Annotated in this window: 18 protein-coding genes and 1 tRNA gene; 8 read left to right on the top strand and 11 right to left on the bottom strand. The window is 64.5% G+C overall.

All coding sequences use genetic code 11. From position 1 onward, the window contains the following. Positions 1–19 precede the first annotated feature (19 nt). The 3 genes from DL240_RS09525 to DL240_RS09515 are packed head-to-tail and all read right to left on the bottom strand — an operon-like array spanning position 20 to position 2,079. On the bottom strand, positions 20–619 hold the full coding sequence (locus DL240_RS09525) for a DNA-3-methyladenine glycosylase (RefSeq protein WP_146618212.1): 600 nt from the start codon (positions 617–619) through the stop codon (positions 20–22). After that, positions 604–1,224: a pyridoxamine 5'-phosphate oxidase family protein gene (locus DL240_RS09520; protein WP_111729642.1), complete on the bottom strand. Its 621-nt coding sequence runs from the start codon at positions 1,222–1,224 to the stop codon at positions 604–606. Before DL240_RS09520 ends, DL240_RS09525 begins: the two co-directional genes overlap by 16 nt. 57 nt (positions 1,225–1,281) lie before the next feature. Then, positions 1,282–2,079 carry a sulfite exporter TauE/SafE family protein gene (locus DL240_RS09515; protein WP_158542461.1) on the bottom strand — a complete coding sequence of 266 codons (798 nt, stop codon included), beginning with the start codon at positions 2,077–2,079 and terminating at the stop codon, positions 1,282–1,284. 454 nt (positions 2,080–2,533) lie between these two features. On the opposite strand from DL240_RS09515, the gene ccoN reads away from it, so the two are divergent. The 7 genes from ccoN (at position 2,534) to ccoS (ending at position 10,177) form a co-directional block, all read left to right on the top strand. Then, complete coding sequence (gene ccoN / locus DL240_RS09510) at positions 2,534–4,747, top strand: cytochrome-c oxidase, cbb3-type subunit I (RefSeq protein WP_111729640.1); 2,214 nt, start codon at positions 2,534–2,536, stop codon at positions 4,745–4,747. Then, on the top strand, positions 4,747–4,932 hold the full coding sequence (locus DL240_RS09505; protein WP_111729639.1) for a hypothetical protein: 186 nt from the start codon (positions 4,747–4,749) through the stop codon (positions 4,930–4,932). Before ccoN ends, DL240_RS09505 begins: the two co-directional genes overlap by 1 nt. Further along, the gene (locus DL240_RS09500) at positions 4,929–5,465 is read left to right on the top strand and encodes a cbb3-type cytochrome c oxidase N-terminal domain-containing protein (protein ID WP_111729638.1); all 537 of its coding nucleotides are present in this window, start codon (positions 4,929–4,931) and stop codon (positions 5,463–5,465) included. The genes DL240_RS09505 and DL240_RS09500 overlap by 4 nt, the downstream gene beginning before the upstream one ends. A 65-nt stretch (positions 5,466–5,530) precedes the next feature. Next, positions 5,531–6,970 carry a cytochrome c oxidase accessory protein CcoG gene (gene ccoG / locus DL240_RS09495; RefSeq protein WP_111729637.1) on the top strand — a complete coding sequence of 480 codons (1,440 nt, stop codon included), beginning with the start codon at positions 5,531–5,533 and terminating at the stop codon, positions 6,968–6,970. Between the two features lie 2 nt (positions 6,971–6,972). Beyond that, complete coding sequence (locus DL240_RS09490; RefSeq protein ID WP_111729636.1) at positions 6,973–7,443, top strand: FixH family protein; 471 nt, start codon at positions 6,973–6,975, stop codon at positions 7,441–7,443. After that, positions 7,440–10,022, top strand: coding sequence for a heavy metal translocating P-type ATPase (locus tag DL240_RS09485; protein ID WP_111729635.1), 2,583 nt, complete (start codon positions 7,440–7,442; stop codon positions 10,020–10,022). The genes DL240_RS09490 and DL240_RS09485 overlap by 4 nt, the downstream gene beginning before the upstream one ends. Further along, positions 10,019–10,177, top strand: coding sequence for a cbb3-type cytochrome oxidase assembly protein CcoS (ccoS, locus tag DL240_RS09480; protein ID WP_111729634.1), 159 nt, complete (start codon positions 10,019–10,021; stop codon positions 10,175–10,177). The genes DL240_RS09485 and ccoS overlap by 4 nt, the downstream gene beginning before the upstream one ends. On the opposite strand, the gene DL240_RS09475 is transcribed toward ccoS, so the two are convergent. From DL240_RS09475 to DL240_RS20235, 6 genes are all read right to left on the bottom strand, one after another. Next, positions 10,174–10,662, bottom strand: a complete 489-nt coding sequence (locus DL240_RS09475; protein ID WP_111729633.1) for a tetratricopeptide repeat protein — start codon at positions 10,660–10,662, stop codon at positions 10,174–10,176. The two genes, ccoS and DL240_RS09475, sit on opposite strands and share 4 nt — an antisense overlap. 63 nt (positions 10,663–10,725) lie before the next feature. Continuing rightward, positions 10,726–11,775, bottom strand: a complete 1,050-nt coding sequence (locus tag DL240_RS19965) for a hypothetical protein (protein ID WP_158542460.1) — start codon at positions 11,773–11,775, stop codon at positions 10,726–10,728. Positions 11,776–12,008: 233 nt separating this feature from the next. Beyond that, a complete protein-coding gene (locus DL240_RS09460; RefSeq protein WP_111729631.1) occupies positions 12,009–12,449 on the bottom strand; it encodes a hypothetical protein in 441 nt (146 codons plus the stop codon). 343 nt (positions 12,450–12,792) lie between these two features. Next, positions 12,793–13,518 carry a PAQR family membrane homeostasis protein TrhA gene (gene trhA, locus DL240_RS09455; protein WP_199589781.1) on the bottom strand — a complete coding sequence of 242 codons (726 nt, stop codon included), beginning with the start codon at positions 13,516–13,518 and terminating at the stop codon, positions 12,793–12,795. A 199-nt stretch (positions 13,519–13,717) separates the two neighbouring features. Continuing rightward, on the bottom strand, positions 13,718–14,593 hold the full coding sequence (locus tag DL240_RS09450) for a CE1 family esterase (RefSeq protein ID WP_158542459.1): 876 nt from the start codon (positions 14,591–14,593) through the stop codon (positions 13,718–13,720). A gap of 133 nt (positions 14,594–14,726) precedes the next feature. After that, positions 14,727–16,160 carry an SEC-C metal-binding domain-containing protein gene (locus DL240_RS20235; RefSeq protein WP_199589780.1) on the bottom strand — a complete coding sequence of 478 codons (1,434 nt, stop codon included), beginning with the start codon at positions 16,158–16,160 and terminating at the stop codon, positions 14,727–14,729. A 355-nt stretch (positions 16,161–16,515) separates the two neighbouring features. Here DL240_RS20235 and DL240_RS09440 point away from each other — a divergent pair, with 355 nt between their 5' ends. Continuing rightward, on the top strand, positions 16,516–18,111 hold the full coding sequence (locus DL240_RS09440; RefSeq protein WP_111729629.1) for an FAD-dependent oxidoreductase: 1,596 nt from the start codon (positions 16,516–16,518) through the stop codon (positions 18,109–18,111). A gap of 360 nt (positions 18,112–18,471) precedes the next feature. Here the strand turns inward: DL240_RS09440 and DL240_RS09435 are convergent. Both DL240_RS09435 and DL240_RS09430 read right to left on the bottom strand, forming a co-directional pair. Continuing rightward, positions 18,472–18,545: transfer RNA gene (locus DL240_RS09435), tRNA-Arg, on the bottom strand. Positions 18,546–18,625: 80 nt separating this feature from the next. Then, positions 18,626–20,959: a L,D-transpeptidase family protein gene (locus DL240_RS09430; RefSeq protein WP_146618208.1), complete on the bottom strand. Its 2,334-nt coding sequence runs from the start codon at positions 20,957–20,959 to the stop codon at positions 18,626–18,628. Between the last annotated feature and the right edge of the window lie 113 nt (positions 20,960–21,072).

Here is a 21,072-nt window from a genome sequence, read left to right as displayed (position 1 = left end):
TCGCCAGCCGGCGAGCCCTTCAGCGGCGCGAGATCCAGGGCGAATCTTCGATGATGTAGCGCCAGGGCCAGTGCGTGGCTTCCTGGCAACGCGCCTCATTGAGCCCCACGCGGGGTCGGGTCACGACCCGCTCCTCCGCCACGGGTTCTCCTTCCCGCAGCACCAGCCCCTGCCCCACCCAGGCGCCGCTGAGGCGCTCATCAATCCCCATCGTTTTGCACAGCAACCCGGGCCCGCTGAGTCGGCGCCGGCGATGCACCTCGGGCTCAAAACCGCTCAGCGGCTGGGCGGCCCGCACCAGAATGGCTCCCGCTCCGACCCCACTGGGCGCCCGCAGGTTCAGGCAGCGATGCATCCCGTAGATTCGGTAGACGTACACGCGCCCGGGCTCGGCAAACATCGGCCAGGTGCGCCCGGTGGGCCGCCCGCTCCGCGCGTGGCTGGCCGCGTCGTTGGCCCCCTCGTACACCTCCACCTCCACCAGACGTGCGCCCCGGTTCCCGAACCAGATCTCTCGGCCAAGAAGGTCCCGGGCGACCTGGTGAATGTCCCGCGCAAAAAATGCACGCCCCAGACTTTCCCCACGTTCGCCCGACCACCGACTCATGGAATCAGCCAAGTTCCCACCCAGCGGCCCCCATCCCACTCAAAGCGCGCGCGGTACTCCCCTTCCGGGTGAACATGCTGCCACATGATGGCTTCGATCTCGGTGCGCACCACCGCAAAGTTGCCCCGGGCTTCGTCTTCACTGACCGACTCGAAGTCCTGCGCCGAGGTCGGACCTGCGGCCCCCTCCGAGGGGCGCGAGCGCTTAAAATAGAACACCAGCTCATCGGGCGACTCCTCGGCCCACATCCGATCGGCCACATCGTCGTCGGTATGCACGCTGGAGCGGCCAATGAACTGAAACTGCTGGTGCTCCTGCCGGTCGTACGTCACCCAGATCGACCGGGGCTCCTCGGCCAGCTCGGCGACTTTGCGCGAGCGTCGATCGGTATGGCAGAGCAGCGCGCGCCCCTCTTCGACCTCCCGCAGCACCACCGTGCGCGCCGAGGGCCCACCCTCCACCGCCGTGCTCACGAAGATCGGCGTGGCCATGGCGTTATCTCGATATCGAGCGCCGCGCGCGGCGTACGACCAGAGATGCGCCAGCACCTCGTCGAGCGAGGTATATCGCGGTGTGGACTCGGAGGTTTCCAGAAGGTCATCGTCGGGCTTGCTCATCACATCCTCATGAAGATCGGGGTGGGGATTCGACCTGCGCAAAAATTGCACACGCCATCACCACAGCATCATCGTCCAGGCCTCACCAAAGAGCTCAAACGCAAAATACACGTGATCGACCCAGCCGTTCGCCGCCGCGCCAATCAGGCCCATCCAGGCGCCGGAGAGGATCATACCGGCGGCGACCACCACGCCTGACGCCGAGCGCCAGCGCCCGCCCAGCAGGCTCGACCCGCTGGCCGCCGCCATGAGCACGGGCGTGGTCATCGCCACCAGCGCGACCATCACGCCGGCCCCGTGCACCGGGCTCGCGGTCGAGGCGGCGATGCCCAGCACCCAGAACATGAGCATGCAGGGCAGCAATCCCATCATCAGCCCCATCGCCATCATCTTCAACCAGCGGTTTTTCGGCGCCAGGCGCATCGCCGACTGGAGCAGGCCCCCGGTCACCCCGGCCGCTTTCCCGCTCCAGGTCGTGGCCAGGGCTCCGGCCCGCAGACGCGCCGGCAAGAGTTTATAAATCCCGGCAAGCACCAGGAGCAGGGCCACCACCAGGCCGGCGGTCTGCGTCATACCCCGGACCCAGCCCTGGGCCAGGGCTCCCAGCGCACCGGCCGCGCCTCCCATCACCGCATAGGTCACCGCCCGACCCGCCTGATAGCTCAGCACTCCGGCCGAAGCTTTGGCCACGCGCCGCGCCGGCGAGGGCTCCGACCAGGCGCCGGTGGTGGCGGTGAGGCTGGCCATGATCGGCCCGCACATCCCGGCGCAATGCAGGCTCACCCACACCACGCCTACTCCCAACACCTGCGCGTAATAAGGGGCAACCTGCCCGAACTCACCGACCTGCGTCATAAAATCTACTCCGTGCTCGCACTCCAGATGTCGTCGTGATCCACAACGCCGTGACCACCGCCACAGGTCTGCAAGCCTCAGGCCAGCCGATCTCTTCCCGCCCCTCTCATCCTCCCCGCCCCCCCTCCTTCCGCCACTCGTGAACCTCGGCCAACGCGGGTCAAATTCTGCGAAATATGTGCGTTTCGCGCAAAATAACGCGCAAAACATGCGCCGGCTTTTGCGCAACGCCCTTAAAAAAGCGCGGCATATTGTCTCGATTTTGACAAAATTTGCGCCGAATTTCCCCCACTCCCAGCGCTGGCACGCAACTTGTTAACCCTCGCCCGCGTAGCGTCGGCCACACCATATCCGACGCATTTGACTGCAACGGCTAGACGGCCCTTTGCCCACTTCTAAGAGTCCTAAGGAGGTTTCGGTGACTCGAGCGCCTTCCCCCCAACAACCCGCCCAGATGGTCGCCAACACGGCCACCGAGCGGATCCGTTACGACGATCGCATCGTGCGCATGTTCGTCATCGCCACCGTCGCCTGGGGCATCGTCGGCATGCTCGTCGGCGTCATCCTGGCACTTCAGCTGGCCTACTTCCCGGCCAACGAGCTGGGTAAGTACTTCACCTTCGGGAGGCTGCGACCGCTCCATACCAACGCGGTCATCTTTGCCTTCGCCGGCAACGCCATCTTCGCCGCGGTCTACTACTCGACCCAGCGCCTGGTGAAAGCTCGCATGTTCAGCGACATGATGAGCAAACTCCATTTCTGGGGCTGGCAGAGCATCATCGTCGCCGCCGCCATCACCCTGCCCATGGGCTTTACCCAGACCAAGGAATACGCCGAGCTGGAGTGGCCCATCGCCCTGGCCATCACGGTGGTCTGGGTGATCTTCGCGGCCAACTTCTTTTTGACGCTCAAAAACCGGCGAGAAAAGCACATCTATGTGGCGATCTGGTTCTACATCGCGACCATCGTCACCGTGGCCGTGCTCCACATCGTCAACAACCTGGCCATCCCCGTCGGCCTCTTTAAGAGCTACTCGCTCTTCTCCGGCGTTCAGGACGCCATGATCCAGTGGTGGTACGGCCACAACGCGGTGGCCTTCGTGCTCACCACCCCCTTCCTGGGCCTGATGTATTACTTCCTGCCCAAGGCCGCCAACCGCCCCATTTACTCCTACAAGCTCTCCATCCTTCACTTCTGGTCGCTGGTCTTCATCTACATCTGGGCCGGCCCGCACCACCTCCACTACACCTCGCTGCCGCAGTGGGCCTCCACGCTCGGGATGGTCTTCTCCATCATGCTCTGGATGCCCAGCTGGGGCGGCATGATCAACGGCCTCTTCACCCTGCGTGGTGCCTGGGACAAGGTGCGTACCGACCCCGTCCTCAAGTTCTTCGTGGTCGGCATCACCTTCTACGGCATGGCCACCTTTGAAGGCCCCCTGATGAGCGTGAAGCTCGTCAACTCCCTGAGCCACTACACCGACTGGACCATCGCCCACGTGCACTCTGCGGCCCTGGGGTGGAACGGCTTCATGACCTTCGGCATGATCTACTGGCTGGCGCCTCGCCTCTGGCAGACCAAGCTCTACTCCAAGCGCCTGGCCAACACCCACTTCTGGCTGGCGACCATCGGCATCCTTCTCTACATCGTGGCGATGTACAGCGCCGGAATCACCCAGGGCCTGATGTGGCGCGCCTTCGATGAAACCGGGCGCCTGATGTACCCGGACTTCATGGAAACGGTCGTGGCCATCGTCCCGATGTACTGGGTGCGCCTGCTCGGCGGCTCGATCTACCTCTTCGCCACCTGCCTGGGCGGCTACAACCTGCTGATGACCGCGCGCACCGCGCCCAAAGACCTCGAAGATCCCGAGGCCATCGTCCCGGCCATCCGCCCCTGGAAGCAGCCCCGCAAGCCGGCCGCCGCTCCCAAAACCGGCGAACAGCCCCGCTACGACGACGCGCTCTTCGCCCTGCAGGACAAGCTCAAGGGCGGCTGGCACCGTCTCCTGGAGGGCTGGCCCCTGGTCTTCACCATCCTGACCACGGTGGCCATCCTCGTCGGTACCATCATCGAAATCGTGCCGATGCTGCTGATCCGCTCCTCGGTCCCCACCATCGCTTCGGTGCAGCCCTACACCCCGCTGGAGCTTGAGGGACGCGATCTCTACATCGCCGAGGGCTGCCACACCTGCCACTCCCAGCAGGTCCGCCCGATGATCGCCGAGATCGAACGCTACGGCGAGTACTCCAAGCCCGGCGAAGGCATCTACGACCACCCCTTCCTGTGGGGATCGAAGCGGACCGGGCCCGACCTGGCGCGTGTCGGTGGCAAGTACAACCACTTCTGGCACTACCGCCACATGATCGACCCGCGCTCCACCAACACCAAGTCGATCATGCCCGCCTACCCGCACCTGGAGACCGATGCGCTCGACCTCTCCATGACCCAGAAAAAGATCGAAACCATGATCTTGCTGGGCGTGCCCTACACCCCGGAGCAGGCCGAAAACGCAGTCGAAGACGCCCGCGCCCAGGCCGCCCAGATCGCCGCCGAACTCCACGAACAGGGCGGCCCCCAGGCGGTGGAAGACGCCAAACTCATCGCGCTCATTGCCTACCTGCAACGCCTGGGCACTGACATCACTCAAGCCGAGGGAGCGAACTGATGCGACGTGAGATCATGGAAGCCGCCGGCCTTGAGGCCTTCGCTGAGGTCGGTCTCATCCTCTTTGTCATCGCCTTTGTGCTCATCGTCCTGCGAGCGGCCTTTGCAAAGAAAGAGGAGATTAACCACGTCCAACACCTCCCCCTGGAGGATGGCACCCTCACGGGCCAGGAGTCTGCCCAATGACTGATATCACCACTCAAAATGCGGCCCCCGAACAGGACGTGCTCCTGGACCACGACTACGATGGCATCCAGGAATACGACAACCCGATGCCCGGCTGGTGGCTGGCGATCTTCTACGTCACCATCGCCTGGTCCCTCTTCTACATGGTGGCCCTCGGCCTGGAACTCATCAACGACTACGACGCTCAGCTCGCCCAGGCCTCGCGCCAGCTGGAGCAGACCCGCAACGCCTACGCCTCGGAGACCCCGCCGGTCGATGAAGCCATGCTCAGTGCGCTGCTCGAAGACAGCGACGCGCTGGCCCGGGGCGCCGAGATCTACAGCGGTACCTGTGCTCCCTGCCACGGCGCCAACCACGAGGGCGGCGTCGGCCCCATCCTCACCGACGATGAGTGGATCCACGGCGGAGAAATGCCGCAGATCTTTGCCACCATTCGCGACGGCGTCTCCGATAAGGGCATGCCCCCCTGGGGACCGGTGTTGCGTCAGGAGGATATCGCCAGCCTGACCGCCTACATCACCTCCCTGCAATAACCCTCAGGGCGCCCGGCATTCGCCGGGCGCCCACCCCCTCTTCTCTCGTCGCCGACGAGGCCATTATGAGCACCCCTCCTATCCTCGAATCCCCCGACGCCGTCCTATCCACCATGGACAAAGACGGCAAACGCCGCTGGATCTATCCCACCTTAAGCCCCGGTCGCTTTCTCAATGCTCGCCGCCTGGTGGGCTTCGTACTCATCGCCTTCTTTGTCGCGCTGCCCTGGATCAACATCGCCGATAAGCCGGCGATCTTTCTCAACCTCACCGGCGGTGAGTTCACCTTCTTTGGCCTGACCCTTCACGCCACCGACACCGTACTCCTGATGGTCTTCTTGCTGACCATCCTGCTCTCGGTCTTCTTCTTCACCGCTCTCTTCGGCCGCGTCTGGTGCGGCTGGGGCTGCCCGCAGACCGTGTACTTAGAGTTTGTCTTCCGCCCCATTGAACGCCTCATCGAAGGCAAAGAGAGCGCTCGTCGACGCCGCGACCAGGGCCCCTGGACCGGCGAAAAAGTAGCGCGCAAAGGCCTGAAACTCGTCGTCTTCGGAGCCCTCTCCCTCTTCCTCGCGCATACCTTTGTGGCCTACTTCGTAAGCTGGCCCGAACTGCTGCGTTGGATGAGCCTCAGCCCCACCGAGCATCCGGGCTACTTCGCGACGATGGCCATCACCACCGCCCTCATCTTCTTCGACTTCGGCTACTTCCGCGAGCAGATGTGCACCATCACCTGCCCCTACGCTCGCTTCCAGTCGGTGTTGATGGACCGCCATTCGCTCATCGTCAGCTACGACCCCAACCGAGGCGAACCCCGCGGCAAACGCAAACGCGCAAAATCTGCCGGCCCCATCGATCTCGACCAGCCCCTGGCCCGCCTGGGCGACTGCATCGACTGCGGCGCCTGTGTGCGCACCTGCCCCACCGGCATCGATATCCGCGAAGGTCTGCAGATGGAGTGCATCTCCTGCACCCAGTGCGTCGACGCCTGCGACTCCATCATGGACGCTATCGACAAGCCCCGCGGGCTGATTCGCTACACCTCGGAAAATGCCATTGCGCAAAAGCCCACCCGCGTGATCCGTCCCCGTACGGTGGCCTACGGTGTGCTGCTGGTCGTCCTGAGTTCGGTCCTCGTGGCCCTCATCGGACAGCGCTCTCCCCTCGAAGTCGACATCGGCCGGATGCCGGGCCCGGCGTTTACCGAGCTTGCCGACGGACAGATCGCCAACCGCCTGCGCGTGCGTCTGCGCAACCGCACCGGCGAAGATCGCCAGGCGACCCTGCGTCTCTCCGAGCCCGCCGGCGCCCAGGTACGGGTGGTCGGCCCCCAGACCATCTCGCTGAACAGCGGTGAGCTGAGCCGCTTCGAGGTCTGGGTCACCGCTCCGCCCGAAGCCCTGCCCGACGGCTCGGCCACCGCCACCTTCGAAGTCATCATCGACGGCGAGCCCTGGGCCACCTCAAGTTTCCCCCTGCTCGGACCGACCTCCGTTGGAGAATAACCATGCCTTCGATCCCATCACATATCTTCTGGCCCGGATTCATCATCGTCATCCTGGCCATCGCCATGGGCTCGGGCATGTCGATCATCTTTGCGTCGGCCTCCGACGGGGGGCCGCGCATCGTGCCCGACTACTACGCCAAGGCGGTCGACTGGGATGAGACCCAGGCCACCAGGCGCGCCGCCGACGAGCTCAGCTGGACCGTGGCGCTGCGCCTGGATGAAGGCCTGGCCGAGGTGGCAGTGCGCGATGCTCAAAACCAGCCGCTGGCGCTGACCGGTACCGCTCAGTTTCGACTGGCCTCCCAGATCGAACCCGATGCCCCCCTGGAGCTGACGGCGCACCCCACGCTCCAGGGGCACTACCGCATCGAAGGAGCCCCCGACGCTCCCGGCGTCTACGACGTCGAGCTCGTCCTCCAGGCCGGTGAAACCCCCTACCGGCGCACCCATCGCGTGGAGCGCTCACCATGACCACTCCCACCACCGTGCCCTGCGCCCACTGCGGCCTGCCGGCACCGCCTCCGCCCCGGGGTGCACCGGAAGACACCCCCAGCTTTTGCTGTGTGGGCTGCCACTCGGTCTACGTGGTGCTCCATGAGTCGGGGCTCGACAACTTCTACCAACTCCGCGACGCCTGGAAAAACGACCCCCAACCCGCCCACTCGCCACAGGATGCCGCCGAGATAGCGCCACTGCTCGACTCCGAAGCCTTCCTCCAGGAGCACGCCCGAACCCACGAAGACGGCACCCTCAGCGCGAAACTTCACCTGGAAGGTGTGCACTGTGCCGGGTGTGTCTGGCTGATCGAGCGCATGCCGCAACTCCTCGACGGCGTGGTCAACGCCCACCTGGACTTAACGCGCGGCCTGCTCAGCCTGCGCTGGGATCCCGAACGGGTGCGCCTCTCCGAGGTAGGCCGGGCGCTGGCCCGCTTCGGCTACAAAGCCCACCCGCTGCGCGCCGACCAACGCAAGGTCCGCTCCCAGGGGCTGGGCCGCCTGCTGATCCGAGTGGGCATCAGCTGGGCGGTGGCGATGAACACCATGATCTTCGCCATCTCCGAATACGCCGGCCTCAGCGCGCTGACCGATGCCGGGCTGCATACCACCATGCGCTGGCTCAGCCTGGGCCTGAGCATCGTGGCGATGATCGTGGGCGGCTCCATCTTCTTTCGCCGCGCCTGGGCCTCACTTCGCGCGGCCCTGGCCCAGGGACTGCCCTCCGGGCTGACGCGCCTCTCCATCGACGTGCCCATCGCGCTCGGCATCGGCGTGGGCTGGCTTCACTCCGCCTACAACACGGTCTGGGGCGCCGGCGATGTCTGGTTTGACTCGCTCACCGTCCTCATCGCCGCCCTGCTGAGCGCGCGCTACCTGCAACTCCGGGGTAACGCCCGCGCCGCCGACGCCGCCGAACGCCTCTACTCACTGCTGCCCCGCAGCGCCCGCCTCTTGCGCCGGGCCGACGAGCCCACCGCCGCGCTCCGAGACACCGCCGAAGCCGTCCTAGCCACTTCCCTGCGTCCGGGCGACCTCATCGAAGTCCGCACCGGCGACGTCGTCCCCGCCGACGGCACCGTCACCCTGGGCCGCGGCGAAGTCCTGCGCGCGCTGCTCACCGGCGAATCGCGCCCCGAGAAGATCGCCCCCGGGCAAAGCATCGAGGCCGGGGTGACCAACCTGGGCGCGCTCCTTCACGTCGAAGTCCTCGCCACCGCCGAAGATACCCGCGTGGGCAAACTCCTGCGCTGGATCGAAGATCACCAGACCCAGCGCGCCCCGATCGTACAGCTCGCCGACCGCCTGGGCGGCATCTTCGTGCTGGCCGTCCTCGGTGCCGCGCTGCTCACCGCCCTGGTCTGGGCCCTGATTGACCCCTCCCGCGCCATCCCCAACGCCGTGGCCCTGCTCGTCATCTCCTGCCCCTGCGCGCTGGGCATGGCCACCCCGCTGGCCATGAGCGTGGGAGCTGGACGCGCCGCGCGACGGGGCGTCCACATCAAAAACGACGACGTCATCGAAGCCCTGGATCATCTCACCGACCTGGTCTTCGACAAAACAGGCACGCTGACCGTGGGCACGCCCACCATCGCTTCCAGCGAAGGCGACGACAGCGCCCTGGCCCTGGCCAGCGCCCTGGAAGCCCACTCCAGCCACCCGCTGGCCAGAGCGATTGTGGCGGCCGCGCCCCCCACACCGGGGCACCCCGGCCCGCCTACCGCCGACATCGAAGAGCATATGGGCCGCGGCATCACCGGCCGAGTCGGCAACCACCGCGTTGCCGTGGGGCGGCCCTCCTGGCAGCTGGCCGACGACCACCCCTGGCGCGCACGTGCCGACCAGCTGGCCGCACGCGGGCTCACTCCCCTGGTCATCGTCGTCGACGAAAAACCTCGCCAACTCCTGGGGCTGGGCGACACGCTGCGCCCGGGCGCCTCCGAGCTCGTCCAGCGTCTGGCCCATCGGGGCGTGCGCGTCCACCTGCTCTCCGGAGACCACCCCGACCTGGTCAGTCGTGTCGCCCGCGAGTTGGGCATCGCTGCCGACGCCACCCTGGGCGGAGCCAGCCCGGAAGCCAAGGTCGCCTACCTCAAAGAACTTCGCGCCCGGCGCCCCGAGGCCACCGTCGCCATGGTGGGAGACGGCGTCAATGACGCCGCCGCCTTGCAGACCGCCCACGTGGGCGTGGCCGTCCACGGCGGCGCGGAGGCCAGCCTTCAGGCCGCAGACATCTTCCTGATGCGTCAGGGCCTTACCCCGATCGAAGATCTGCTCGACGGCGCTCAAACCATCATGCGCACGGTACGCCGAAACCTCGTCGGCTCCGCGCTCTACAACGCCTTTGGAATCTCGCTGGCAGCGCTCGGACTGGTCTCTCCGCTGGTCGCCGCCCTGCTCATGCCGGTAAGCTCCCTGGCGGTGGTCGCCTCATCGCTCTCACAGCGCTCCTTTGAGCCCCGAGAGAGCCCCCCGGCCCCCCCCAACGCCGCGACACCACCCGAGCCCCGGGAGCTCGCCGGCCATCCTCACCCCACGGAGTCCGCCGCATGAACATCCTCTACCTGCTCATCCCCATGGCGCTCTTACTGACCCTGAGCTCGGTCGCCGCCTTTATCTGGGCCGTGCGCCGGGGCCAACTCGACGACCTGGAAACCCCGGCGCTTCGCCCCCTGCTCGACGACGAAAGCGCCCCCCCGCCGCGCTAACTCCCCTGCTGGCCGTACTCCTCCTGAACCATGCGTGCCGCGCGCTGAATCACCTCCAGCTGAGCTCCGGCACGACGCGTAAACGCGTCGTGCTCCTCCGGAGCAAGCGCGGGGTCGTATCCCATCTCAAACACCGCCCGCAACACATCAACCCCCTGAGGCACCTTCCCCGCAATCACCAGGCACTCCCCGAGATTGACCAGTGTGTTGCGATCGTCGGGATCGATCTCCGCGGCGCGTTGCAACGACTCCAACGCCTTGACCATCCGCCCCTGACGCCGCTGCACGACCCCCAGAAGCGCGTGGGCCCACGCACAGCGGGGCCGCATCTTCACCAGCTTCTCCAGCACCTCGCGCGCCCGATCCAACTCCCCCTGCTCATAATACTTACGAGCCAACGCCTGCACCTGTGCCGCCACAATATCAGGGGCCGCCTGCCAGGCTCGCTCCGTGCTGCTCTGCTCTTTCTCGCTCTGCTCACTCATCTCTGCTCCTTCGATTGGACGCACAAAAATTACGCTCAGACCACACTCACTCGATCACCGAGTTCAGGCTCGGAAGATCGTGCTCACCAACTCCGCTACCGGCTTCGCCAGACTGAACGCATCCAGCTGCCCGAGCATATCCATCACATCCCCCGCCACTCCCGAATCCAATCCCGCCATATCGAGCAGGCCCCCCGCGGTCTCCAATGCCTCGTTGAGCACCGCCTCCACCTGCGAGGACGCCGCACCACCAAGCCCTTCAAGCAGCGAGTTTGCCTGCCCCATCAGCTCCTCTCGAACCTGCTCAAACACCTGCGTCCCCAAATCAGAGGCCAGCGAGCCCTGGCTCTGAAGTTTCTCCAGCGCCCGCTCCACCGCCTCTTCCAAGGTCGCCTTGACCTGATCCGCCGGGCCATCCGGACCGGCCAAATCCTGAAGCGTGTCAAAGGCGCCGCTGAAGAGATTCGCGATCTGCGGCGCACTCTCCAGCAAACTGCCTCCGGACTTAATCGCGTCGATCACCTGCATCGCCGTTCCGGCGTGCTCCAGCACCGGCCCCGCCTGGCCGACCAGGCCTCCGAGCTGCCCCAGATTCGCAAAGAGCCCGGCGCTGCCTCCCAATGCTCCCGCTCCGCCCGCAGCTCCGAGCACACCCGCGCCCGCCCCACCGGTGGCCACCCCCAGGGCAACCTTGGTCACAATCGGACCAACCGTCTCGTAAAACATCCCCACCACATCACTGGCTGAACGGCAAAACCCCGCGATCTCATCGCCACCACAGGCCTCGGCCACATGGCCGGCCACCTTCAACCCGTTCTCCAACCCTCCGGCAAAATTGCCCGTCCCGAAGTCGATCGCCGCCCCGGCAACATCGCCAATCCAGTCCGGTAACCCCAGCCCATCGAGCGCATTATTGGCTGCCGTCCCAATGCTACTCTTTCCGGTGAACACATCTTTGATCAGCCCGAAAAAACCCTTCTTCTCCCCCCCGCCAACCTCCACACTATCGCCTGCCCCCACGCTGCTCGGAGCGCTCGCCTCCAGGCTCGCCGCCGACCCTCCGATCTCCAAAATCGCCGCCGCGGCATTGCTCAGTGCACTCGAAATTTCCATCGCCAGCCCCTCAAGTTCACATCCTCTCCCCGGGCGGCGTACTCCTCTCCAACTGCCTACTCACCGCCCCTGCGTTCTCTGTTATCGAGCTCACGGCGACGATCTTGCGTCCTTACCCCTTATTTTTGCTTTTTTCTCGCTCCCCACCTCCAGCACCAGACAAAAAACCCTGCCGGGCTAATCGCCCGGCAGGGTTTCAATCCTTCTCCCCCAGTCCCCTCCGCCAAAGCCCCTTAAGCCTCGTGCAACTCACGCCACGGCTCGTAGTAACTCCGGCGAATCAACTGCACGGCACGCTCCACAAAGGCCACCAGCGGCTCCGAACCAATCTCCTCAATCGGATTCTCAAGATGCCCATAGGTATGGACCGGAAAAGACTTCGGCTCCAACGCCTCTCGCCCCTCGATAAACGCGTTCACCGCGTCTCGATGCTCCTCGCTGACCTCTTTACCCGGATGTGGCGAGGCGTAGAGCTTGACCACCCCACGGGTATTCACATCCAGAATCGCGTACCCGATCGCTCCATAACGCAGATTCATCCCCCCCGCCTGACCGCCTCCAACCTGCATATCACAGCCGAGCCGACGCGCGCTGATGAGCACCTGCTCAATCGCCTCTCGTCGCTCCCTTCCACCCCGCTCTTCCGCTTTCTTGACCACATCTAACGTGTCCATTCGCTCTCCTGGGTGCTGTGTTCACATCGCCCACGAAGCGCGTCTTCCAGATGAAGGTACGCCACGCAGGCGCCCAACATCTTCCTCCGCTCAAGAAGAACTGGACCTTTCAAAGCTGAGCTTTTTTGCGCCGAAATCCGCATCGGACGCCAGCGCTGCGAATAAGCATGTGCGTTCACACGCCGCTCATGACCCGATCACTGACCTTCTGACCAGGAGAGCTGAGTATAGATAATCCATATATATTGTCAACTTACCCCACCCTGTCACCGCTGCCGAGAATTACCAGGACCTCTCCCGACACGTCCGCATATAGCCGACACCACCATTCTCGGCGCCCAGATCAACCCAGCACATAGAAGAGAATCGCAAGGTAGTGACACACGCTCCCGCCGAGCACAAACAGGTGCCAGATCGCGTGGTTCAAAAAGAGCCGCTCCCACACAAAAAACGCCACGCCAGCCGTGTAAAGTAAACCCCCACCAAAGAGCAACGCCACGCCAGCCGGCTCCATCGCAAGCCAGAGCGGCTTAATCGCAAACACGATCGTCCACCCCATCAACAGATACAGCGCCAGACTCACCCCCTCAAAACGTCCAAACCAGAAGAGCTTGATCGTCACCCCCAGCAGCGCCATCGCCCACACCCCCGCCAGAAGGCTCCAGCCCAGGGGGCCCGCCAAAGTCACGAGCGCAAAGGGCGTATAAGTTCCTGCAATCAGAAAAAACACCGCACAATGGTCGACCACCTGCAGCGCCCGCCGCACCCGGGGATGCGTCACACTGTGATAAACCGTGGACGCCGCAAAAAGCGCCACCAGCGTCAGGCCATACACCAGCGCTCCGACAATCTGCAGCCCCGCTCCCGTCGCCCATGCCGTAACGGCAAGCACCACAAAGCCCACAAGTGCCGCCCCCAATCCCACGCCATGGCTCACGCTGTTGGCGATATCTTCGGCACTAAAGATCTCAGTATGCGCGATCATCTCGCGGGCATCGCCGATCTTCTCGGCCAACTCCTCGATCTGCGAATCTCCGTGCTCAGTCTTTCGCCCTACGTTCGCGCCCATAGCTCTCCTGACTCCCCCGGAAGCTTCATCCACGGCCATTGATGCCTCCCGCCTTGTCGATGCTCCCACATCCCCCCTCGCGATCAAAGCCCCCTGCCCTATCCTTCCCAGGGGCATCGCAAAAGCGCTCTGCCACGCACAACGCTCCCCCCCTGCCGACGTTTCCACAACACGCCTGGCCACACACCGGCTCCGAGTTCTAATCCTCGTCCAGCAGAGCATCAAAAAGCGCGTCCTGCCCCCTCAAGTTCAGCCACGGAAAGTGATCCGCACCGTTCACCGTCCAGAGCTCCACACTCATTCCCGACTCACACTCCGCCCAACGCTCAATGGTACTTTCGCGACCGAAAACGCCACTGCTCAGATCCACCGGGCCCTCCTCGGTGGGCACCCCCGCACATCCGTTGCGCTCAACCCAGCGGGCCACCACGTCTTGCACACCGGGAAAATCATCACGCCCAAAACTCCCCCCCTGGTAGGGAATGACATTATCCTCGGTCCCGTGAACGTGCAGTACCCGCAACGGCGAAGGCGTTCCACACGCGCTGGCATCCGCCAGGCTCGAGCCCGAGGCGACTGCCACGCCCCGAATCTTCTCGCTGAGTTCGCAGGCCATCCGGTAGCTCATGAACCCTCCGTTGGAGTGCCCCATAAAATAAATACGCTCCGGGTCCACGGCCAGTCGCTCCTGGGCCTCCTCGATCAACGCGCTCAGATACGCCACGTCATCGACGCCAACATCCGCGAAGTCGCAGCAGGCCGGCGTCGCATTCCAGAAGGCCAGATCGCCAGCCCCCAACGTTCCTTCGGGCATCAGTGCGATAAAACCTCGCTCCTCGGCTTCGCGTCGCACGCCAAAATAGTCGTCGATCCAGTCCGGTGATGCCGAAAAACCATGCAGTGCGATCACCAGCGGCCAGCGCTTGTTCACATCGTAGTCCACCGGCAACACAGGCTCGACCGGACGTTCCCCCCCGAGGGGCTCTCCGTCCCAGACCGGCGCATACGGCGGCCCCGAAGGCGCCTCTTCCACGGGCTGACCTGTGGGCTCCCCGCATCCGAACCATCCCGCCATAAGTAAAACCATCCCCCCCAACACCGTTGATGTGACGCCGCGCACCAGACACCTCGTAGCTTTGAGTCAATCTGCCTTCAGCTCTCCACTCTCTCTTAACCGATCGGTGTCAAACCAGCCAGACTTCCCCCGCTCAATGCACCATCATTCCCGCACAACATCGCTTGTATTTTTTCCCGCTCCCGCACCCGCAGGGATCATTTCGCCCGGGCACCGCGCTCACACGCTCGGGCTTCCGATAGCTGAGGCGACGCCCCATATGAGCGAGCAGACTTGCACCAATGCCCGGCGCCCATCCCTCCCCCGGCGGAAGAATCTCAGCTCGGGGATACAACTCTTCCGCAGAAATCGCCGCGAGATAGGGCAACGCGTACACCAGCATCGTCAGGTTCGCGCCGCCCCCATGATCATCAAAGAGCATCAGGTGAAAGAGCGAACACAGCTCGTCCTCGTTCAACGCCTCCGGAGCCACCCAGCCTTCGGCCTCACCATCGCCATCCCCGAAACTTCCCTCATACTGCTCCAGCGCCATCTCGCAGAAGCGCTGCCGGTGCGAGTCCGGATCTTCCAGCGCCGGAAGCAACTCCTCCCGGCACAGGCTCCGCATCCTTTCGACCTCGGTCAGCGCTTTCTCTGAACTGTCGTCGCCACTCGGCGGCCAGCTCTTGAGCAGCTTTATCCACGGATCAAAGTACTGCTCATGACGCAGCGCAATCACCGTCAGCGCCATCGCACTGAAGAACCCTCGCGACACATGTTCCTCATGTTCCATCCGCGCCATCAGCCCCGGAGCCAGGACTTCTCCCATCTCACCGGCACACCACAGAACCCGCGTCGCCACGCCAAACCATCCTTCACTCCACAACCCATAAAACATCTCCCCAAAACTCTCCTCTATGGCCCGAGGATGGTCGACCCAGGCCCCATACATCGCGTTCCATTCCGCGCCCAACACCATCATATGCGTGAGCATAAACACATCCTCCCAGTGCTCGCGCGCCAACCTCCTCATCCTCCCCTTAACGCGACGAACCCGCTTGCCCCGTGACCCCAGCCGAGCCGCCAGCAGCCCGCGCCTTCGTTGAAGTCGCCCCTGCGCTTGCCACATCCACTCCAACACACTCGGATAGAGCAGCGGGGCCCCACGTTTAAGCCTCTCAAAACTCTCGCGTGTGAGCACATTAGCCTCCCGACGCAACACCGCGAGCGCCTTCCTCGGATGAATCTCTTTTCCCTCCAGATCTGCCATATACCCGCGTATGCGCTCCAACATCTGATGCAACCTCACCGTGCGACTGCGTGGCAGCACGTAGAGATTGCGCGGCTTCATCCCCGCCCCCAGCACCGTCACGAAGGCCCCATCCCGTGTCGCTACCACATGAGCCCCGTTGGGCTCGTCGGAGAGCGCCAGCGCCACGCGCTCAAAGGCTTCGGGAATGGACTCTTTCTCCAGGTATGCACGTACAAATTTCGCGTCGTAGTACAACGACAGCGCCAGCTCCTGCTCCTCGCCATCGACCCGCTCCAGACGTTCCAGAAAATGAACCTGATGACCGGCGTAGTTCATCGCATCGCCCTCCCGTGCAATGACTGCTTGTACTGCTTTTTATGAGTGGAGCACTCACTTTAGCGCGCCGAGCCCCAAACCTCAAAGCACCTCCCCCTAAAGAAGTCCCCCTAAAACCTACGCCACGGCCCGCATCGCCGCGCGAGCAAGACACAGACCACCGCCCCATTCTCAACCTCGGGTCGACCGCGCGCCTGAACATGTGCCCCCTGATCGTATGTGCAACCCCAAACACAAATCCTTGACGAATCTTCAGTGGTCCACAGGTTTCTCGGCATACTGCCCCCTCGGCGTTCACACGCTCGTAAACGGCCCCGGTACCCACGTCTCGTCACCCTTTTGGAGACCTCACGCAATGACCGATCAGCCCGACGCAAACGGCCCCGACCTCACCCAAGGCATCGCGCTCTCGGAGCTTCGTCCTGGCGAGCCCTTTCTCGGACACGTCGGCGATGATGCGGTCGTTGTGGTGCGCCTGGCCGACGAGATACGAGCCATCAGCGCGCGCTGCACCCACTACGGAGGGCCCCTGCACCGGGGCCTGGTCGTGGAAGACACCATCCACTGCCCCTTGCACCACGCTGTTTTCAGTCTTCGCGATGGCAGCGCCCTGGGGGCCCCGGCGCTCTCCCCGGTGAGCTGCTATCCGGTGATTGTGGACGGCGAACGCGTCCGAGTCAGGGCGCGAGAAGACGTCCCCCGGCGCCATCTCAGACGCCCTGCGATCAACGCGCTGGTGATCGTCGGCGCCGGAGCAGCCGCAGCGGCAGCCGTGGAGCTGATGCGCCACGAAGGGTTCGAGGGCACCATCACCATGATCGGCCAGGAAGAGAGCGGCCCTATCGACCGCCCCAACCTCTCCAAAGATTACCTCGCCGGCGATGCCCCCGCGTCGTGGCTACCACTCGGAGGAGACAAGCGCTGGGAAGAGCTTAACGTCAACCTTCTTAAGGATACCCGGGTCACCCGCATTGAGCGCAAAGCCCGACAGGTCGTCACCGACAAAGGCACCGCCTTTGAGTACGACGCGCTTCTCTATGCCACCGGTGCCGAACCCCTTGTGCCTCCCATCGAAGGCCTGGAGCAGACAACGCACTTCACGCTACGAAGTTTCAACGACTCCCGGCATATCAGCCAGGCGGCCGATTCCGGCAAACACGCCCTCATCGTAGGGGCCGGCTTCATCGGGCTGGAAGTAGCAGCCTCGCTGCGCAAGCGCGGTCTCAACGTCACGGTGGTGGCTCCCGAGGAGCTCCCCCTTCAACCTGTCCTTGGCGAGGAGCTCGGCCGCCTGGTCCGAGACACTCACGAGGCTCAGGGCGTCGACTTTATGCTGGGCACCGGTGTGGAGAGCTTCGAGCCAACCCGTGCCCACCTGAGCACCGGGCAACACATCGACTTCGACTTTGTGGTCCTGGGCACGGGCGTGCGCCCCCGTACGGAGCTGGCCGAGGCCGCCGGACTCAAGGTCGATCGGGGCATCCTCGTCGATCGCCAGATGCGCACCAGCGATCCGGCGATCTTCGCCGTGGGTGATGTGGCTCGCTTTCCCGAACCCGCCAGCGACGCCCCGGCCCGCGTGGAACACTGGGTGCTGGCCCAGCGCCTGGCTCAACGCGCGGCCAGGGTGATGCTAAATCTACCGGTGGAGCCCTTTTCCCTGGTCCCCTTCTTCTGGAGCCGTCACTTCGATCTCAACATCCGCTACGTCGGCCACTGCGAACACTTCGATCGGGTCCTCATCCACGGCTCGCTCGCAGAACGCGACGCCATCGTGGGCTACATCCATCAAGACCGCATCGAGGCCGTAGTTACCCTGGGACGCCCTCGCGCGAGCCTGCGCGCCGAGCAGGCCTTCGCCACCAACGATCAGGCCACGCTCAGGCACCTGCTTCAGATGCAAGAACCACCGTACTCCCCGGCCCCGGAATCACACCCACCAACGCCATAGGGCGCTCCCCCCCGGGCACGCCTCTCCCTGGGATGGCCAGGCAGCCCCCCGGATGCGAACGATGGCGCGCGAGCACCAGCGGAGCGCACCACCGGCATCGCCCCGCACGCTCGGGTCGATGGTCAGCCACAGCTCGGTGGCGATGACTCAACGCTATTCTGGAGTTCGGACGGAATCGAAGCACGCCGCACTCGACACGCTCTCGCAGACACGGCGCTGGATGGCGTCGACGCTGCACTGGTCGAGCAGGCCATGGGGCTGGCTTCACTTGGTACGTTTACCTGGGACCGCATCGGCGAGCTTGGGACGCTACCGACGCGAGCACACTGGATGCCCCTTGATGGCTGTGTTTTTGTTGAATGCGCAAGGCGGGATTCGAACCCACGACCTCTGGCTCCGGAGGCCAGCGCTCTATCCAGCTGAGCTACTCGCGCGTCGCGCTCTCGTAGAGGCGAGCAGCAGGCACGCTAGGTGAAACGTCTCTAGTCGTCAACCCCAAACGCTCACGCGACTCTCACGGACCAAGGTCGTCACCCACGCCGGTCGGCTCATCCTCACTGCCCTCCAGAGGAGACTCCTTCGGAGCACGACGCTGAATGCAACTATCGAACGCCTCGGGGTCCTCGGAACTTCGGCGCGCATCATGACGGTAGATATCCGCCAGGAAGTTGGCGTGGCCGGCTTCATCGATCCACACGGTGTAATATTCGATGAACACCGGCAGCTGACGCTCAAAATCGATCTTTCGCGTACGCCCCGAGTCGATCAGCTCATCGACATTGAGCTCCTCCCGCCCCTGATACTCGGCCAGAAAACGTGCCAACTCCACCGGTTGATGCACGCGCACACATCCGGAGCTGAACCCGCGCACCGGGTAGTCAAAATAATGCTTCTGGGGGGTATCATGCAGGTAGATATTTTGCTCATTGGGGAAGATGAACTTCGCCACCCCCAGCGCGTTGTCGGGCCCGGGCTTCTGGCGCACGGCCTCCCCGCTTCCCAGCTGAAGAACCTCGTAGCCTTTCTCCTCGTAGTAATTCGGGTTCCTTGCAGCCTTGGGCGCCAGCGACTCACGCACCAGACGCGGCGGCACATACCAGGACGGGTTGAGGATCATATGCTCCATCGGCGCCCACTGCACCGGTGTGGCGTTGGGATACTTCCAACGGCCGCTCTCGCTGTCGCACACCCGCTTGTTGTTGCCGACAACCACCCGAAAGCGCATCTGCCGCTCTCCCTCCACAAAGACCTCGGCGTGAAAGTCAGGGATGTTCACAAAGACGAAGTCCTCGTCTCCATCCATCTGACTCTCCCGCCAGCGCCCCAGCGTCAGCTCCATCTGCGCGAGCCTTCTCTCGGCGCTCACGTTGAGACTTCGCCACACCCCGGCGGTGGGCTCGCCACGCTCCTGGAACTGATGGGTCTGGCGATACAGCCGCATCGCTTCGATGAGCGCAGCATCGACGACGTCAGGATCGACCTCGGGCACCACCTCGTCCGCCGGCACCTCGTCCGCACTCGCCGCATCGCTACGCGCGACCTCCTGCTCCGCACTCGCCGCATCGCTACGCGCGACCTCCTCATCCGGATCCAGCACCGCGGCACGCGCGACCTCCTCATCCGGATCCAGCACATCGGCACGCGCGACCTCCTCATCCGGATCCAGCACCTCGGCACGCGCGACCTCCCCATCCGGATCCGGCACATCGGCACGCGCGACCAACTCCGCCGACGCCTCTTCGGCCTCATCACCGGGCTCGACAACCTCCTCATCGGGCTCCACCGGCGAGAGATAGCCCTCTCGCCGCAGCCGCTCGCGCAAGACGCCCACCCGTGGGCTACGCGTCCCCTCGCGAAGCGACACCGGACGCACCTGCGGCCACCCACCTGCGGCCACCCACTCCCGATAGCGCTGCGTGGCCTCAAAGAGCGCCCGGTACTGGGGATGATCGGGCTCCAGCCCCCGGAACACCTCCTGCACATCGTCGGCCCCCCGGGCCTGGTTCAGCGCTCCCAGCGTGCGTTGCATCCTCCCCAGAATAAGCTCGGTGGAACCACCGGCATCGCGCAATTCCCGCCAGCCCAGGCGATTGAGGTTGGCGTGACGCATCTCCCGGGCGTATCGCAGCGCGGCGTCCGCCACGTAGAGCTCCAGCTCGGCGCGCAACGCCGAGCGCTCGGCAAACGCCCGGCCCCGCTCCCGCACATACTCCTGTACCCGCTCCAGCCCCGCCCCCCCGCGGATCAGCGTACGCTCAACCACCGGCCCCTCCAGCCCCCCATGAGTCTCAGCAAACGCACTGACCGCCACGACCAGCGACTCCACTTCCTGAGGCTGGAGCTTAAAGGCGCTCTCCTCGCCAGCGGGCTCATCGGGACTCAACGCCGCGATACGCGCCTGGAGTTTCTCAATGCGCTCCAACCCAAAGAGCGTCAGCTCGATGCCGTGCAAGGGGGCCTTTCGCACCTCCTCCAACACAGCGATCCCCACCTCATTAAGCCCCCCTGCGTCGGTCAAAAAGGGCCAGCGCTCTCCATCCACATACTCGCGCTGATACACCGTCGAATAGCGCAGCCCCGACTGAACCCGCGCGGCAAAAGGCCGGGCCGCCTCATTTGCCACCAACGCCTCCACGGCTCCGCGCAGCGCCTTCTCGCGGGCAGCCTCTTCCAGCACCGGCGCCAGCTCCCCGACACGCGACTCCACCAACTGACGGGCCGCTTCCACCGGCACGGGCAGCGGCCCGGGAGCCTCACTGCCCTCCATGCCACAGCTCGCCAGCACCCAGGCACAGCTCGCTACTGCCAGCCTCTTTTGCCATCGCCCCAGAATATCCACTCGCTTCATGACCGAGTTCCTTCGCTACTGCCCGGGCGGCCGGACTTGTCCGCCGCCTCTCTAACCTCTAGCCTTGCCCCACCCCCCTCTTAAGGAGCGGACCCTATCAGAGGCCGGGGCTT

This window comes from Lujinxingia litoralis, from assembly GCF_003260125.1.
Classification (GTDB): Bacteria; Myxococcota_A; Bradymonadia; order Bradymonadales; family Bradymonadaceae; genus Lujinxingia; species Lujinxingia litoralis.
The sequence above is the reverse complement of the archived record's forward strand: the minus strand, read 5'-3'. Positions and strand labels throughout refer to the sequence as shown.